The sequence below is a fragment of the Microbacterium sp. NPDC055903 genome (assembly GCF_053615555.1).
The window spans coordinates 860,556-875,075 of the sequence record NZ_JBSHCA010000001.1 but is presented as its reverse complement, the minus strand read 5'-3'; the positions used below and the strand labels follow the sequence as shown (position 1 = coordinate 875,075).

General features: G+C 69.4%; 15 protein-coding genes. 8 read left to right on the top strand and 7 right to left on the bottom strand.

What is annotated here, in order from left to right; translation table 11 throughout:
* Positions 1-13 precede the first annotated feature (13 nt).
* On the top strand, positions 14-1,192 hold the full coding sequence (locus ACWGJP_RS03980) for a fumarylacetoacetate hydrolase family protein (protein WP_452328452.1): 1,179 nt from the start codon (positions 14-16) through the stop codon (positions 1,190-1,192).
* Positions 1,189-2,703 carry an aldehyde dehydrogenase (NADP(+)) gene (locus ACWGJP_RS03975; RefSeq protein WP_452328451.1) on the top strand — a complete coding sequence of 505 codons (1,515 nt, stop codon included), beginning with the start codon at positions 1,189-1,191 and terminating at the stop codon, positions 2,701-2,703. Before ACWGJP_RS03980 ends, ACWGJP_RS03975 begins: the two co-directional genes overlap by 4 nt.
* 49 nt (positions 2,704-2,752) lie before the next feature.
* Here ACWGJP_RS03975 and ACWGJP_RS03970 read toward each other — a convergent pair whose 3' ends face one another.
* From ACWGJP_RS03970 to ACWGJP_RS03960, 3 genes are read right to left on the bottom strand one after another with little or no spacing between them, the layout of a single operon-like run.
* Positions 2,753-3,736, bottom strand: a complete 984-nt coding sequence (locus tag ACWGJP_RS03970) for an aldo/keto reductase (protein WP_452328450.1) — start codon at positions 3,734-3,736, stop codon at positions 2,753-2,755.
* On the bottom strand, positions 3,733-4,491 hold the full coding sequence (locus ACWGJP_RS03965; RefSeq protein ID WP_452328449.1) for an SDR family oxidoreductase: 759 nt from the start codon (positions 4,489-4,491) through the stop codon (positions 3,733-3,735). The genes ACWGJP_RS03970 and ACWGJP_RS03965 overlap by 4 nt, the downstream gene beginning before the upstream one ends.
* Entirely contained in the window at positions 4,488-5,510 is a 1,023-nt protein-coding gene (locus ACWGJP_RS03960; RefSeq protein ID WP_452328448.1) for a zinc-dependent alcohol dehydrogenase, read from the bottom strand. Before ACWGJP_RS03960 ends, ACWGJP_RS03965 begins: the two co-directional genes overlap by 4 nt.
* A 106-nt stretch (positions 5,511-5,616) precedes the next feature.
* On the opposite strand from ACWGJP_RS03960, the gene ACWGJP_RS03955 reads away from it, so the two are divergent.
* The 6 genes from ACWGJP_RS03955 to ACWGJP_RS03930 all read left to right on the top strand — a co-directional run bounded on the left by ACWGJP_RS03955 (position 5,617) and on the right by ACWGJP_RS03930 (position 10,350).
* A complete protein-coding gene (locus tag ACWGJP_RS03955) occupies positions 5,617-6,540 on the top strand; it encodes a D-alanyl-D-alanine carboxypeptidase family protein (protein ID WP_452328447.1) in 924 nt (307 codons plus the stop codon).
* A 148-nt stretch (positions 6,541-6,688) separates the two neighbouring features.
* Positions 6,689-7,852, top strand: coding sequence for an acyl-CoA dehydrogenase family protein (locus ACWGJP_RS03950; protein WP_452328446.1), 1,164 nt, complete (start codon positions 6,689-6,691; stop codon positions 7,850-7,852).
* A gap of 159 nt (positions 7,853-8,011) precedes the next feature.
* Positions 8,012-8,365 carry a PadR family transcriptional regulator gene (locus ACWGJP_RS03945; protein WP_452328445.1) on the top strand — a complete coding sequence of 118 codons (354 nt, stop codon included), beginning with the start codon at positions 8,012-8,014 and terminating at the stop codon, positions 8,363-8,365.
* Between the two features lies 1 nt (position 8,366).
* A complete protein-coding gene (locus ACWGJP_RS03940) occupies positions 8,367-8,738 on the top strand; it encodes a DUF1048 domain-containing protein (RefSeq protein WP_452328444.1) in 372 nt (123 codons plus the stop codon).
* Complete coding sequence (locus ACWGJP_RS03935; protein ID WP_452328443.1) at positions 8,735-9,589, top strand: ABC transporter ATP-binding protein; 855 nt, start codon at positions 8,735-8,737, stop codon at positions 9,587-9,589. Before ACWGJP_RS03940 ends, ACWGJP_RS03935 begins: the two co-directional genes overlap by 4 nt.
* A complete protein-coding gene (locus ACWGJP_RS03930; RefSeq protein ID WP_452328442.1) occupies positions 9,586-10,350 on the top strand; it encodes an ABC transporter permease in 765 nt (254 codons plus the stop codon). Before ACWGJP_RS03935 ends, ACWGJP_RS03930 begins: the two co-directional genes overlap by 4 nt.
* A 51-nt stretch (positions 10,351-10,401) precedes the next feature.
* Here ACWGJP_RS03930 and ACWGJP_RS03925 read toward each other — a convergent pair whose 3' ends face one another.
* The 4 genes from ACWGJP_RS03925 to ACWGJP_RS03910 are packed head-to-tail and all read right to left on the bottom strand — an operon-like array spanning position 10,402 to position 14,505.
* Positions 10,402-10,980, bottom strand: coding sequence for an ECF transporter S component (locus ACWGJP_RS03925; protein WP_452328441.1), 579 nt, complete (start codon positions 10,978-10,980; stop codon positions 10,402-10,404).
* Positions 10,977-11,852 carry a siderophore-interacting protein gene (locus tag ACWGJP_RS03920; protein ID WP_452328440.1) on the bottom strand — a complete coding sequence of 292 codons (876 nt, stop codon included), beginning with the start codon at positions 11,850-11,852 and terminating at the stop codon, positions 10,977-10,979. The genes ACWGJP_RS03925 and ACWGJP_RS03920 overlap by 4 nt, the downstream gene beginning before the upstream one ends.
* Positions 11,853-11,863: 11 nt before the next feature.
* Positions 11,864-12,679 carry an energy-coupling factor transporter transmembrane component T family protein gene (locus ACWGJP_RS03915; RefSeq protein WP_452328439.1) on the bottom strand — a complete coding sequence of 272 codons (816 nt, stop codon included), beginning with the start codon at positions 12,677-12,679 and terminating at the stop codon, positions 11,864-11,866.
* Positions 12,676-14,505, bottom strand: a complete 1,830-nt coding sequence (locus ACWGJP_RS03910; RefSeq protein ID WP_452328438.1) for an ATP-binding cassette domain-containing protein — start codon at positions 14,503-14,505, stop codon at positions 12,676-12,678. The genes ACWGJP_RS03915 and ACWGJP_RS03910 overlap by 4 nt, the downstream gene beginning before the upstream one ends.
* Between the last annotated feature and the right edge of the window lie 15 nt (positions 14,506-14,520).

Here is a 14,520-nt window from a genome sequence, read left to right as displayed (position 1 = left end):
CACTGGAGGAACGATGACCGAGAACTGGACGACCATCCTGCCCATCGACGCGGAGGACGCGCTCCTCGTCGGGCGGGTGCAGCTCCCCGAGGGACCGGCCGTCGTCGTGCTCCGCGACGGTCGGCTGCACGACATCACCACGGCGTTCCCGACGATGCGGGAGCTGACCGAGCATGCGGACCCCGCCGCGGCCGCACGCACCGCCGACGGCCCGGTGATCGGGACGTTCGAGCACGTGTGGGCGAACTCGGCTCCCGATACGCGCGACGACGCACGACCGTGGCTGCTCTCTCCGATCGATCTGCAGGTGGTCAAGGCCTCGGGGGTGACCTTCCCCGTCTCGATGCTCGAGCGCATCATCGAGGAGCGTGCCCGCGGCGAGGCCGAGTCCGCCGACGGCATCCGTGCGACGATCCTCGACGCGCTGGGCGGCGACATCCGCGATCTCGTGCCAGGCTCGCCCGAAGCCGCGCGCCTCAAGCGCGTCCTCATCGACGCGGGGCTGTGGAGCCAGTACCTCGAGGTCGGCATCGGCCCCGACGCGGAGATCTTCACCAAGGCGCCCGTGCTGTCCACCGTGGGCGCCGGCAGCGACGTGGGCGTGCTCGCCGAGTCGAAGTGGAACAACCCGGAGCCGGAGGTGGTGCTGGTGGTGTCCTCCGCCGGTTCCATCGTCGGCGCGACGCTCGGCAACGACGTGAACCTCCGCGACATCGAGGGCCGCTCGGCGCTGCTGCTCGGGCGGGCGAAGGACAACAACGCCTCGGCGTCGCTGGGGCCGTTCATCCGTCTGTTCGACGACGGCTTCCGCCTCGACGACGTCCGGGTCGAGACGGTGACCCTCTCCGTCGACGGGGAGGACGGCTTCCGGATGGAGGCGAGCTCCCACATGGCGCAGATCAGTCGCGATCCCGCCGATCTCGCCCGCCAGGCCAGCGGTGCGCACCATGCCTACCCGGACGGCTTCGTGCTGTACCTGGGCACGATGTTCGCCCCGACGGACGACCGGGATGAGGCGGGGCACGGTTTCACCCACCATGTCGGAGACGTCGTGCGGATCGCCTCGCCCAGGCTCGGCGCGCTCGTGAACCGCGTGCAGCACAGCGAGGAGCTGGCTCCGTGGGCCTTCGGCATCGGCGCGCTCTTCACCAATCTCGCCGAACGAGGCCTCCTCGGAAGGACGGACGCATGACCACTCTGCTCACCACCGATCCCCGCACCGGACGCACGACCGACACGGGGATCACGACCACGGACGCTGCAGGCGTCGCTGCGCGCACGGCCGCCGCGGCCGCCGCGTCCGTCGCGCTGCGTGCGCACTCCAGGGCATGGCGCGCCGGGCTCTTGCGTGCGCTCGCAGACGGCCTCGAGGCCGACCGCGCCGAGCTCGTCGCGGCTGCGGTGTCCGAGACCGGTCTCGCCGAAGCGCGGTTGAACGGCGAGCTCTCGCGCAGCGCCTTCCAGTTTCGGCTCTTCGCCGACGCCGTGGACGAGGGAGGGTACCTCGAGGCGATCATCGATCACGCTGCAGACACCCCGCTCGGTCCTGGACCGGACGTCCGGCGGATGCTCGTGCCGATCGGGCCGGTGGCGGTGTTCGGGGCGAGCAACTTCCCTTTCGCGTTCTCAGTGGTGGGAGGAGACACCGCGTCGGCGCTCGCCGCCGGCAGCCCGGTCGTCATCAAGGCGCACAGTTCGCACCTGCTCACCTCGGCGCGTTCGTTCGCCTCCCTCGCCCGCGCAGCGGAGGCCTATGGCGCGCCAGACGGCACGCTCGGCATCGTCTACGGCCAGCAGGCCGGTTCCGCGCTCGTCGCGGATCCCGCCGTCGCCGCGGTGGGCTTCACAGGGTCTCTTTCGACCGGTCGTATCCTGCAGGCCATCATCGATGAGCGAGAGACCCCGATCCCCTTCTACGGAGAACTCTCGAGCCTGAATCCGCTGGTCGTCACCCCTGGCGCGGTGGCGGAGCGATCCTCGGCGATCGGCGAGGGGCTGTTCGTCTCGGTGACCGGTTCGGCAGGACAGCTGTGCACCAAGCCGGGTATCGCGTTCGTGCCGGAGGGTGCTGCGGGCGACGTGCTCGTCGCCGACGTGGTGTCACGTGCCGAAGGAGCTGCGGCGCAGACGCTGCTCAACTCCCGCATCCACGGTGCCTTCGACGAGATCCGTGAGCGCCTGATCTCGGAGGGCGGGGCGCGCAGTCTCGTCGCCCCCGTCGCCGGGCCGGACGGCTTCTCGCTCTCGCCGGCCGTGCTGGAGATCGATGCGGTCTCGGTCGGCCCCGCCGTCGCGGAGGAGGCCTTCGGACCGCTCGTCGTGCTCGTGCGATATTCCGCGATCGACGAGGTCCGTGCAGCGCTGCAGGCGGTGCCCCACTCGCTGACCGCGACGATCCACTCCGCGCCCGGAGAGACGGCGGAGCGCGCCGCCCTGACGGATGCCGTCGAGGACCTCGTCGGACGTATCGTCTACGACGGCTATCCGACCGGAGTGCGGGTCTCCTGGGCGATGAACCACGGTGGTCCGTGGCCGGCCACGAACACCCAGCACACCTCGGTCGGCGTGACCGCGATCCGCAGGTTCCTGCGTCCGCTCGCGTGGCAGGACGCCCCGGCTGACGTGCTGCCCGAGGAGCTGCGCGACGGGCCCGTGGCCATTCCGCGCCGGGTCGACGGCGTGCTGGAGCTCGCCTCCCGGTGAGAACGGTCGGGGCGCGTGAACAGGTCGCGCGCCCCGACCGGGCCTCCGATCAGCCGAACACGCCCTCGGGAAGCAGCCCGCGCTCGATGAGCGCATCCCAGAGCCGGTCGTCCACCGGCACGTCGAGGCGGTCGAGGTTGGCGGACACCTGCGCGCCATCCCGGCATCCGAGCACCACCGAGGAGACCGCGGGGTGACGGAGGCTGAACTGCATCGCTGCCGTCGGCAGATCCGTGCCGTGCGCCTCGCACACCGCGGCGATCGCGTTCGCCCTGGCGATGAGCGCGGGCGGTGCGGGGACGTAGTCGTACGTCGCATCGGCCGCGACCCTGGCGCGCGCGAGCAGTCCCGAGTTGTAGACGCCGACGTTGACGATCCCGACGCCGTGCTCGAGGGCGACCGGCAGCAGGTCGGCGAGCGCCGGCTGTTCGAGGAGCGTGAACCGCCCGGCCAGCATCACGACGTCGATGTCCGTCTCGCGCACGAAACGCGCGGGCATCGCCGACTGGTTCATGCCGACGCCGATGGCGGAGACGACGCCCTGATCGCGCAGCTCGACGAGCGCACCGATGCCCTCGGTCATGGCCTGCTCCTCGTGATGGTCCGGGTCGTGCAGGTAGACGATGTCGAGCCGGTCCACGCCGAGGCGGGCCATGCTCTCCTCGACGCCGCGCAGGATCGCGTCGCGCGAGAAGTCGAAGTCGCGCCGGAAGTCGCCGGGCACGGCGAAGCCGCCGTCATCGAGCAGACCCTCCGGGTTCTCCTGCGGCACGAGCGTGCGACCGGCCTTGGTCGACAGGACGTACTCGTCCCTCGGGTGATCGGCCAGCAGACGACCCAGTCGCCGCTCCGAGTGACCGAGCCCGTAGTGCGGGGCCGTGTCGAACAGGCGGACGCCGCGCTCCCATGCGGTCGCCACCGCGGAATGAGCCTGTTCCTCCGTGGTGACGCGACCGAGGTTGCCGAGCTGGGCCCCGCCGAGACCGAATCGGGTGAGCGGAGTTCCCGTGCGCAGCCGGGTCACATCCCTCATCGGCCGAGCCATCCGCCGTCGACGGGCAGGACGATGCCGTCGACGTAGTCGGATGCGGCGGAGGCGAGGAACACAGTGGCGCCGCCGAGGTCGTCGGGACGGCCCCAGCGACCTGCGGGGATGCGGTCGAGGATCGCGGCCGACCGGTCGGGGTCGTCCCGCAGCGCCTGGGTGTTGTCGGTGGCGATGTATCCGGGAGCGATGGCGTTGACGTTCACCCCTCGCCCTGACCACTCGTTCGACAGGGCCTTCACGACGCCCGTGATCCCGGACTTCGCCGCCGCATAGCCAGGGACATTGATGCCGCCCTGGAAGCTCAGCAGCGAGGCGGTGAAGATGATCTTTCCGCGGCCCCGATCGAGCATCGATGCCCCGACGGCCTGGGCGAGGGCGAACTGACTCGTCAGGTTGACCTGCACGACGCGCTCGAACCAGTCCATCGGATGCTCGGCGGCCGGCGCACGCAGGATGGTTCCCGCGTTGTTGACGAGGATGTCGATCTCGGCGGTGCGGAGCCGCTCGCCGAGATCAGCGACGGCTTCGGTGTCGGAGAGATCGCAGGAGATCGCCTGGAAGGTGCGGCCCTTCGCCGTGACGGCCTGCTCGATGTCGCTGCCGGATGCCGGGATCGATGCGCTCACCCCGATGATGTCGGCCCCGGCATCGGCGAGCGCGGTCGCCATCCCGAAGCCGATGCCGCGGTTGGCGCCGGTGACGACGGCACGAAGCCCCGTGAGGTCGAACAGCGCGGTCATCGGGTGGCCTGCACGTCGACGAGGATCTTCATCGCGCGCCCCGCTTCGAGCTCGGCGAAGGCCGCGGCGGTCTCGACGAGCGGGACGATACGGGTGATCACGAGATCGGTGGGGATCACGCCGTCTGCGATGAGCTGCACGGCCGTCTCGAAGTCGGCGCGCTGGTACACGCGGGCTCCGAGCAGGCGGAGCTCGCGCCAGAAGACGCGCTGCAGATCGACCTCTCTGGGAGTGGGATGGATCGCGACGACGACGATCGTGCCGCGGACTTTGGCCAATGCGGTCATCCCGCGTACCGCGGCAGCGGCGCCCGAGACCTCGAAGACGACGTCTGCGCCCGCGCCGCCGGTCCATTCCTCGACCCACGCGACCTGATCGATCGCCGAGGGATCGACGGTGGTGAAGCCCAGTTCCTCGGCTTGGGCCCGTCGTTCCGCATCGATCTCGATGACGGCGATCTCCGCACCGGTGTGCCTCGCGACGGTGGCGATGAGGGTGCCGATCGGGCCTCCGCCGATGACGACGGCCTTCTGCCCGGCGACGAGCTCGGAGCGGCGGACGTCGTGGACGGCGACCGCCACCGGCTCGACGAGCGCGGCGTGGTCCAGCGCGACGCCCTTCGGCACCGCGACCAGGGTATGGGCGGGGACGTTCCAGAGCGCCTGCAGGGAGCCGGGGGAGTCGATGCCGATGAAATCCAGGTTCTGGCAGATGTGCTCGTTGCCCTCGCGGCACGCGGGGCAGGTGCCGTCCCATGCGAGCGGCATGACGGTCACGGCGTCACCGACGGTCCATCCCTCGACACCGTCTCCGAGTGCGGCGATGGTGCCGCTCATCTCGTGCCCGAATACGAGAGGCGTGACGACCCTCGCGTCCATGTTGCCGTGCAGGATGTGCAGGTCGGTGCCGCACAGGCCCGTGTAGGCGACCTCGATCTGCACCTCGCCTCTGCCCGGTGCCCGAGGCTCGGCCTCGCGGATGTCGATCGTGCGATCGCCCACATAGTTCGCAGTCAGCACTGAATGCTCCTCACTCGTCGATGACCAGAATAGCTAAAGGTATGACGAATGATCAATATCGCGATCCCGCGACAGCGCTCTCAGGCTGACGGGGGAGAATAGGGGGATGAGCGAGTCGACGCAGCCCCGGCATGCGTCCCCCCGTTCCCGCTCGCTCGCGATCGCTTTGCCGATCGGCATCGTCGTCACCGCGATCGGCGCGCTGTGGGCACTCGCCGAGGTTCCGGCCGCTGCGCCGCTGGAACAGCCCGTGCCTGCTGCGGCTATGCAGCTCCCCCCGGTCGACGTCGACGCGACTCTCGCTGCCGACCCCTGTGCGGATGCCGCGGTGCAGGCGGCGCTCGCCGAGGGCGATGACGCGGCGACCATCGCCGCGTTCGGCGGGGGTGCCGCGTTCCGTGCGGCGGTGGCGGCGGGCAATGCCCCGTGCATCTCGCTGAGCGATCCGGAGCGCGTCTGGGTCGTGGTCAACAAGGCCCGCCCGCTCGATCCGGAATCCTATGTGCCGGGCGGGCTGACGCAGACCGAGTTGCGCACGACGAGCCGCTCGGCGGACCTCCGGCAGGAGGCCGCCGCGGCGATGGACGATCTGGCCGGCGCGCTCTCGGATGCCGGGGCGGGAACGCTCGGCATGAACAACGGGTACCGCTCCTACGGGCTGCAGCAGACCACCTACGCGGGCCACGTCAGCTCGCGCGGGCAGAGCGCCGCCGACGAGGTCTCCGCGCGGCCGGGCCACAGCGAGCATCAGACCGGCCTCGCGCTCGACGTCATCTCCTGCAGCGGCGGATGCGGAGGCATCCATGACTTCGGAGGGACGAGCGAGAGCGACTGGGTGATCGCCAACGGCTGGAGATACGGCTACATCGTCCGCTACGAGTCGGGGCGGACCGGGGTGACCGGGTACTCGCCCGAGCCCTGGCACCTGCGATACGTCGGGGTCGAGCTCGCCACCGCGTATCACGAGGGTGGCTTCACGACGCTGGAGGAGTTCTTCGGCCTCCAGGCCGCCCCGGACTACCTCGACTGACCCTGATCGCCCCTCTGGCGGCTCTCCACAAACGTGGAACCCGGTCCCGCTGACAGTGGGATGCATTCCCACAATGCCTTGCGGTCGCGTCGGACGATCCGCATAGAATCGCCGGAGCGACGACGCACGACACGTTCGGGAGGACGGCATGGAACGCGACATCTACGACGAGGACCACGAGGCCTTCCGGGAGCTCGTGAAGGACTTCGCGAAGCGCCACATCAGCAACGAGGCCATCGAGCGGTGGGATGCCGCGGGCGAGATCGACCGCGAGACGATGCTCGCCGCGGGTGAGGCCGGCATCATCGGGCTCTCCGTCCCCGAGGAGTTCGGCGGCGCGGGGATGCTCCAGGACTATCGCTTCCGGGCGATCGTGAACGAGGAGATCATCGGCGCAGGCGCAGGCTCCCTCGCAGGAGCCTTCGGCATCCAGGACGACCTCGCCGTGCCCTATCTCGTCCACATGGGCACGCAGGCGCAGAAGGAGAAGTGGTTGCCGCGCATGGCGACCGGCGAGATCCTCGGTGCCCTCGCGATGACCGACCCCGGTGCGGGCAGCGACCTCCGCGGCATCAAGACGAACGCGAAGAAGGTCGACGGCGGGTACATCCTCAACGGTGCGAAGACCTTCATCTCCTCGGGCAAGACGGCCGACATCGTCGTGACCTTCGTCAAGACGGGCGAGGGCAATCGCCCGGATGCCTTCAGCCTCCTCATCGTCGAGAACGGCATGGAGGGCTTCGAGCACGGCAAGAAGCTCAGCAAGATGGGCTTCCACGGCTGGGACACGGCTGAGCTGTCGTTCTCCGATGTCTTCGTGCCCGATGAGAACCTCATCAGCGGCACCGAGGGCCAGGGCTTCATCCAGCTCATGATGAACCTGCCGCTGGAGCGCCTGTCCATCGCCGTCTCCGCCGCTGCGGCCACCCAGGCGGCGCTGAAGTGGACCGTCGACTACACCCGCGACCGCGAGGCGTTCGGCGAGCGAGTCATCGACTTCCAGAACTCGCGCTTCCGGATCGCCGACATGGCGACGACCGTCGATGCGCTCTGGGCCTACGTCGACCGCGGTCTCAGGCTGTACGCGGCAGGCAAGCTCTCGGCAGAAGAGGCCGCTCAGCTGAAGTACTGGGCGACGGAGCGCGAGTGGGAGACCCTCGACATCGGCGTCCAGCTGCACGGCGGCTACGGCTACATCACCGAGTACCCGATCGCCCGCGCCTTCCTCGATGCGCGCGTGCACCGCATCTACGGCGGCACCAACGAGATCATGCGCGAGCTGGTCGGCAGGCAGATCGCCGGCAAGCGCTGAGTCGCCTCGCGAAGCCGCCCGTCCCCTCTTGCGGGGCGGGCGGCTTCGTCGTGTTCGGCGGATGCAGAGGAGTTCTCAGTATTCAGTGTTGCCAAGTACTGGTACTCAGTGTTACTTTCTACTGGTAGTCAACAACACTGAGTAGAGAGGGGTGATCGTATGGCGAACCAGATGACCGAGATGCTCAAGGGCTCTCTCGAGGGCATCGTCCTCGCGATCCTCGCCGAGCGGGCCGCGTACGGATACGAGATCACCGCCTGGCTCCGCGACCGCGGCTTCGCCGACATCGCGGAGGGCACGGTCTACGCCCTGCTCGTCCGCATCGAGCAGAAGGGGCTCGTGGACGTGGAGAAGGTCCCGTCCGAGAAGGGCCCGCCACGCAAGGTGTTCTCGCTCAACGCCGCAGGTCGCGAGCAGCTCGCCGACTTCTGGAGGACCTGGAGCTTCCTCGCAGAGCGCATCGAACAGCTCCGTCACACCGACATCAGCAGCACCGACAAAAGGGATTCCTGACATGGCCGCGAAGTGGATCGAAGCGCTCACCGGATCGCTCGAGCAGAAGAAGCAGTACAAGAACGACATGGCGCGCCTGGAGGCGCTGCCCGCCCCGTACGCGGATGCCGCGCGGGCGCTGAACCGGTACTTCATGTACTACGGCTCGATCGGTGAGGGAGACATCCTCATCACGATGCTCGGCGATCACGTGGACCTCTGGGAGCGGGCGGCTCTCGACTGCACGCCGGTCAGCGCGATCGTCGGCGAAGACCCGGTCGCCTTCGCCGAGGAGTTCGTCCGCTCGTACCGGCACAAGGAATGGATCGACAAGGAGCGCGCGCGTCTGACCAAGGCGATCGACGCGGCGATCGGAAAGGAACGTGAATCATGACCACCGCAGCGATCACAGTGCGGGGCATCCGCAAGACCTTCAAGGAGCTCGAGGTGCTCCGGGGCGTCGACTTCGAGGTCGCGAGCGGCAGCATCTTCGCCCTCCTCGGATCGAACGGCGCGGGCAAGACCACCCTCGTCCGCATCCTCGCCACCCTGCTGAAGGCCGACGCGGGATCCGCCGTCGTGCACGGCAGCGATGTGGCCTCCGATGCGGACGGCGTGCGCGACGCGATCAGCCTCACCGGGCAGTTCGCCGCTGTGGACGAGGTGCTCACGGGTCGCGAGAACCTCGTGCTCGTCGCGCGGCTCCGCCATCTGAAGAACCCCGGTGCCGTCGCCGACGAGATGCTCGCGCGCTTCTCGTTGACGGATGCCGGGGGCCGCAAGGCCGGCGAGTACTCCGGCGGCATGCGCCGCCGGCTCGACATCGCCATGAGCCTGGTCGGCAACCCGCCGATCATCTTCCTCGACGAGCCGACGACGGGCCTCGACCCGCAGGCGCGAATCGAGGTCTGGGACACCGTGCGGGCGCTCGCGCAGGGCGGCACGACGGTGCTCCTCACCACGCAGTACCTCGATGAGGCCGAGCAGCTCGCCGATCGCATCGCGATCCTGCACGAGGGCACGATCATCCAGAACGGCACTCTCGCCGAGCTCAAGCGGCTGCTGCCGCAGGCGACGGTCGAGTACGTCGAGAAGCAGCCGACGCTCGAAGAGGTCTTCCTCGCCCTCGTCGGCGGACCGAACCCCGCTGAGCCCGTCGAAGCGCCCGAGCTCGCTGAGCCTGTCGAAGCGCCCGAGCTCGCTGAGCCTGTCGAAGCGCATCACCCGGAAAGGAACGCATCATGACCACGCACGTCCTCAGCGATACCGGTGTCCTCACCGGCCGGTCGCTGCGTCACATCCTCCGCAGCCCTGACACGATCATCACGACCGCGGTCACGCCGATCGCCATGATGCTGCTGTTCGTCTTCGTCCTCGGGGGAGCGATCGACACCGGATCCGAGGGCTCGTACATCGACTACATGCTCCCCGGCATCCTGCTCATCACGATCGCCTCCGGCATCGCGTACACGGCGTACCGGCTGTTCCTGGACATGCAGGGCGGGATCTTCGAGCGGTTCCAGTCGATGCCGATCGCGCGCTCGAGCGTCCTCTGGGCGCACGTGCTCACCTCGCTCGTGTCCAACATCATCTCGGTGGCGATCGTCGTCGGCGTCGCCTTCGCGATGGGATTCCGCACCTCCGCGTCGTTCGGCGCATGGCTCGGCGTCGTGGGGATCATCGTCCTGTTCACCCTGGCGCTCACCTGGTTGGCCGTGATCGCCGGACTCTCCGCCAAGACCGTCGATGGCGCGAGCGCCTTCAGCTACCCGCTGATCTTCCTGCCGTTCATCAGCTCGGCGTTCGTCCCGACCGCCTCGATGCCTGGCCCTGTCGCCTGGTTCGCGCAGAATCAGCCGGTGACCTCGATCGTCGACACGATCAGGGCGCTGTTCGCCGGGCAGCCGGTGGGCTCTGGCATCTGGGTGGCGATGGCGTGGCTCGTCGGCATCCTCGTCGTGGCCTACGTGTGGTCGATCGCGATCTACCGCCGCAAGCTCCGCTGAGAGCGAAGGACGCGTATCCTCACCGGGATGCCGCTCCACACCCCGACCGTCTCAGCGCCGGCGAGTGCTTCCCGCACCCGCGGCGCTGAGACGGTCGGCGATGAGGATGCCGAGCGCCGTCGCCCCGACGCAGCTGGCCATGGTCACGACGAAGAGCAGCACCTGGCTCCACACGGGCTGCATGGTCATGTCGAAGAACTCCCAGGCGAACAGCGGATACACGATGCCCAGGAGTACAGCGCCGGAGTAGTGCTGCCAGGTGTGCCAGAACCGCCAGAGCACCACGAGGAAGGGCAGCTCTGCGAAGGCCGCCCATGAGACGTTCGATACGACGCTCATGAATCCGTAGCCCGAGAACGGCACGATCACGAGGCCGGAGAGGATTCCGACGAGGATCCCGACCAGGGGAGTGCGCAGCAGCCGCAGGGCGATCACCGACGGCAGCAGCCACAGGCCCGCGATCGCGACCGACAGGGGAGGCCAGCCCGTGGTCAGCAGCAGGGTCGAGAGCCAGTTCGACGGAGCGAGAAGGATGCCGCCGGCGACGCCGAGCGCCGCGCACACGAGCAGCAGTCGGGTGGAGATCCGGATGCGGGGGCGCGCCGGCCCCGAGGGGGAATCCGCGCTCATGCCAGCGGCTCCGCCGCCTGCTCGCGAGCGGCCTTGGAGGCGGGAGAGGCGGCGCCGATCTTCCAGTACCCGCAGAAGCTGACCTGGTCCTTGTCGACGCCGCGCTCGCCGACGAGCTGCTTGCGCACACCGGAGGCGAGGCTCTGCTCGCCGGCGCCGTAGGCGTGGAACGGTGCTGCGGGGAGCTCGGTCTCTCGGAGGGCCGCGAGCGCGCGCTCACCCGGCTTCACGTCGTGCGGGCGCGCGATCCAGGTCACGTCGACGCCGACGGGATGCGGGAATGTGAGGGCATCCTCGTCGCTCGGCACCTCGACGATGGCGAATCCGGTGGCCGTCTCGGGAAGTGACGCGCAGATCGAGGCGATCGCCGGCAGGGCGGTCTCGTCGCCGACGAGCACCACCCTGTCGGTGCCGCGCTGCGGATTGAAGGTCAGCCCCTCGTCGATGATGAGCACGTGCTCTCCCGCCGCGCACGTCTCGGCCCACCGGGATGCGGGGCCCGCCGTGCCATCGGCGGCAGAGCCGTGCAGCACGAAGTCGACATCGATCTCGGCACCGGCATCCGCCGTCGCCGCGCGGTACGCACGCACGCTGTAGTTGCGCATGACCGGGCGTTCGCCGTCGGGGATGCGCAGGAACTTGAGGTAGCCGAACATGCTGTTGGCCTTGGCGGGGACGCGCTCCAGCCCCGCCTCCCCTCCGATGGGAAGGAAGAGGCGGAACCACTGATCGAAGCCCATCGGCACGAACCGGTCGATGTCGCCGCCGCCGAGGGTGATGCGGATCCAGTGCGCCGAAAGGCGTTCGCTCCGCAGCACCCTCAGGTGCAGCAGGTCGGCCGAGGCGGGCTTGACCATCTTCGAGTAGGCCATGGGATTTCCTCTCAGGAGAGCTGCCAGGGATGCAGCGTGATGAAGACCGCTGCCGAGACGATGAGGAACGCGACGACGAAGACGACGTCGCGGGTGCGGAACGGCACGAGGTGGCGCTCGGTGCGCGTGGGGTGCGCGCCGAACGCACGGGAATCCATCGCGAGCGCGACGCGCTCGGCGTGGCGGATCGCTCCGGCCAGCAAGGGAACGATGTATCCCCAGCCCCTGGCGATCCTGGCGAGGGGACCGCGTCCGCCGTGATGCCCGCGCACGCGGTGCGCCGCGCGGATCACGGCCAGCTCATGGCCGAACCGCGGCACGAACCGGTAGGCGGCCAGTGCGGTGTACCCGATCCGGTACGGCAGCCGGAGCTGCTGCACGCTCGCGCGCACGAGGTCAGGACCGGTCGTGGTCAGCCCGCCGATCAGCGCCAGAGCGGTGATCGCCCCGAGACGCAGCGCCGTGGCGAAGCCGACCTCCAGCGCCCCGGAGTAGAGCGTCCAGGAGCCCAGCTGCAGGAGCGGCACAGTCGTGTCGACTCGTGCCGCGTCCACCCAGATCGCGAAGGCGACGCCGATCACCGCCAGTGCGACGGGAATCGCCAGGAGCACGGCGGCGGTTCTGCGGGTGGCCCGCACGCCGACGAGGATGACGAGGTACGCGATGACGAGGAAGGCCGCGGGGGTGGCGAGGTCACGGACGAACACGAGCAGCAGCATCGCGGGCAGCACAGCGGCGATCTTGGCCAGCGGGTTCAGGTGGTGCAGGAAGCGCAGGGCGGATGCCGGCGGTGCGGCGGCATAGGGGTCGATGGTCGCGCTGCTCATCGCACCTCCCCGGCGAGGACCCGCCGCACGGCGGGCGGGATCGCGCGGTGCAGGGCGGGCAGGCGCAGGCCCGCCGCCTCGAACAGGCCGTCGGTCGCCAACAGTTCGTTCGTCGGCCCCGCGGCGTGCACGCGACCGTCGGAGAGGATCACCGTGTGCGTCGCGTGCTCGGCGACGAGCTGGAGGTCGTGGGTGACGATGAGGATGGTCGTCCCCTCGGCGCGCAGCGCCCCGAGCAGGTCGAGCAGCTCCTCCGCGCGGGCGCGGTCCTGGCCGAAAGTGGGCTCGTCGAGGGCGAGCACGGTCGGTCGGGTGATGAGCGCAGTGCCGACGGAGAGCCTTCGCTTCTCCCCTCCGGAGAGGAGGAAGGGGTGGGTACCGGCCTTCGCCGCGAGTCCGAAACGCCGGAGCATCTCCTCGACGCGATCGGTGATCTCCGCATCCGCGACGCGTCGCAGTCGCAGCCCGTGCGCCAGCTCGTCGAACACCGAGTGCGCGATGAATTGGTGCTCGGGATTCTGGAACACGAAGCCGATGCGTTCGGAGAGCTCGCGCGGGGACGCCGTGGCGGGGTCGAGGCCGTCGATGTCGACCTGCCGTCGCGGTGGGGCCACCACGCCGGCGAGTGCCTGGATGAGGGTCGTCTTGCCCGCGCCGTTCGCCCCCACGATCGCCGTGAGCGATCCGGATGCGACCGCGAGGTCGACGCCGTGCAGGATCTCGCGCGCTCCGCGCCGAACCGTGAGGCCCCGAGCGCGGATCGCGTCAGCGTTCCCTGAGCCCCCGCTCGCGTTCCCTGAGTTCCCGCCAGCGTTCCCTGAGCCTGTCGAAGGGAACCCCGACGGATGCTGCGCTTCGACAGGCTCAGCGAGCGGTGGATGGAGGGGGTCAGCGAGCGGTGGATGGAGGGGCTCAGCGAGCGGTGGATGGACAGGCTCAGCGAGCGGTGGATGGACGGGCTCAGCGAGCGGAAGCGATGCGTCGGCCAGCGCGGCGACGAGTTCCTCAGGGGTCAACGGCAGCGGAGCATCCGGGGAGAGCACACCTCGCGAGCGCAAGGAGCGCGCGGCCAGGGTCGCGGCCGGGAGCCACACGCCCATCGCGACGAGCTCCTCGGTGTGCTCGAGCAGCACTTCGCGAGCCGGACCGTCGAACGCCAGCCGCCCCTCACGGTCGAGGACGAGCACCCGGGTGGCGAAGCGCATCGCGGCATCGAGGTTGTGCTCGACGAGCACGATCGAGCGGTCGCCGGCGGCGACGAGGTCGGTCAGCGCGTCGTAGACGTCGTCTATGCCCTGCGGGTCGAGGTTCGCGGTCGGCTCGTCCAGCACGATGAGGGGCGACTGCATCGCCAGCGCACAGGCGATCGCCAGTCGTTGGCGGCCTCCGCCGGACAGACGGTCGGGGTTCTCCGTGCGGCGCTCCCAGAGGCCGACCCTGGTCAGCGCCGTCTCGGCGCGAGCGAGGATCTCCGGCACGGGCAGCAGCAGGTTCTCCAGGCCGAAGGCGACTTCGTCCAGCACCGTCCCGGTGACCTGCTGCGCGTCCGGATCCTGGAACACCATCGCGATGTCCGTGCTGAGCGATGCCACGGGTGTCGTCGCGGCGTCACGGCCGGCGACCTCCACGGTGCCCTCCACCGTCGCGGGGACCGACTGGGGGATCAGACCGTTCAGCGCGAGGGTGAGGGTGGACTTCCCGGAGCCGCTCGGCCCGAGGATGAGCACGACCTCGCCGGCCTCGACGTCGAAGGAGACGCCCTGCGGTGAGGGGTGCGACGACCCTGCATGGGTGAGCGTGAGGTCACGCACATGGAGCAGGGGCATCCCCCTAACTTAGCT

Excerpts from the sequence above, each read along its gene's own strand:
- ACWGJP_RS03915 (WP_452328439.1), bottom strand. The coding sequence starts at position 12,679 with ATGAGCAGCGCGACCATCGACCCCTATGCCGCCGCACCGCCGGCATCC.
- ACWGJP_RS03940 (WP_452328444.1), top strand. The coding sequence starts at position 8,367 with ATGGCCGCGAAGTGGATCGAAGCGCTCACCGGATCGCTCGAGCAGAAG.
- ACWGJP_RS03925 (WP_452328441.1), bottom strand. The coding sequence starts at position 10,980 with ATGAGCGCGGATTCCCCCTCGGGGCCGGCGCGCCCCCGCATCCGGATC.
- ACWGJP_RS03920 (WP_452328440.1), bottom strand. The coding sequence starts at position 11,852 with ATGGCCTACTCGAAGATGGTCAAGCCCGCCTCGGCCGACCTGCTGCAC.
- ACWGJP_RS03965 (WP_452328449.1), bottom strand. The coding sequence starts at position 4,491 with ATGACCGCGCTGTTCGACCTCACGGGGCTTCGTGCCGTCGTCACCGGC.
- ACWGJP_RS03975 (WP_452328451.1), top strand. The coding sequence starts at position 1,189 with ATGACCACTCTGCTCACCACCGATCCCCGCACCGGACGCACGACCGAC.
- ACWGJP_RS03950 (WP_452328446.1), top strand. The coding sequence starts at position 6,689 with ATGGAACGCGACATCTACGACGAGGACCACGAGGCCTTCCGGGAGCTC.
- ACWGJP_RS03935 (WP_452328443.1), top strand. The coding sequence starts at position 8,735 with ATGACCACCGCAGCGATCACAGTGCGGGGCATCCGCAAGACCTTCAAG.
- ACWGJP_RS03945 (WP_452328445.1), top strand. The coding sequence starts at position 8,012 with ATGGCGAACCAGATGACCGAGATGCTCAAGGGCTCTCTCGAGGGCATC.
- ACWGJP_RS03980 (WP_452328452.1), top strand. The coding sequence starts at position 14 with ATGACCGAGAACTGGACGACCATCCTGCCCATCGACGCGGAGGACGCG.
- ACWGJP_RS03910 (WP_452328438.1), bottom strand. The coding sequence starts at position 14,505 with ATGCCCCTGCTCCATGTGCGTGACCTCACGCTCACCCATGCAGGGTCG.
- ACWGJP_RS03930 (WP_452328442.1), top strand. The coding sequence starts at position 9,586 with ATGACCACGCACGTCCTCAGCGATACCGGTGTCCTCACCGGCCGGTCG.
- ACWGJP_RS03970 (WP_452328450.1), bottom strand. The coding sequence starts at position 3,736 with ATGAGGGATGTGACCCGGCTGCGCACGGGAACTCCGCTCACCCGATTC.
- ACWGJP_RS03955 (WP_452328447.1), top strand. The coding sequence starts at position 5,617 with ATGAGCGAGTCGACGCAGCCCCGGCATGCGTCCCCCCGTTCCCGCTCG.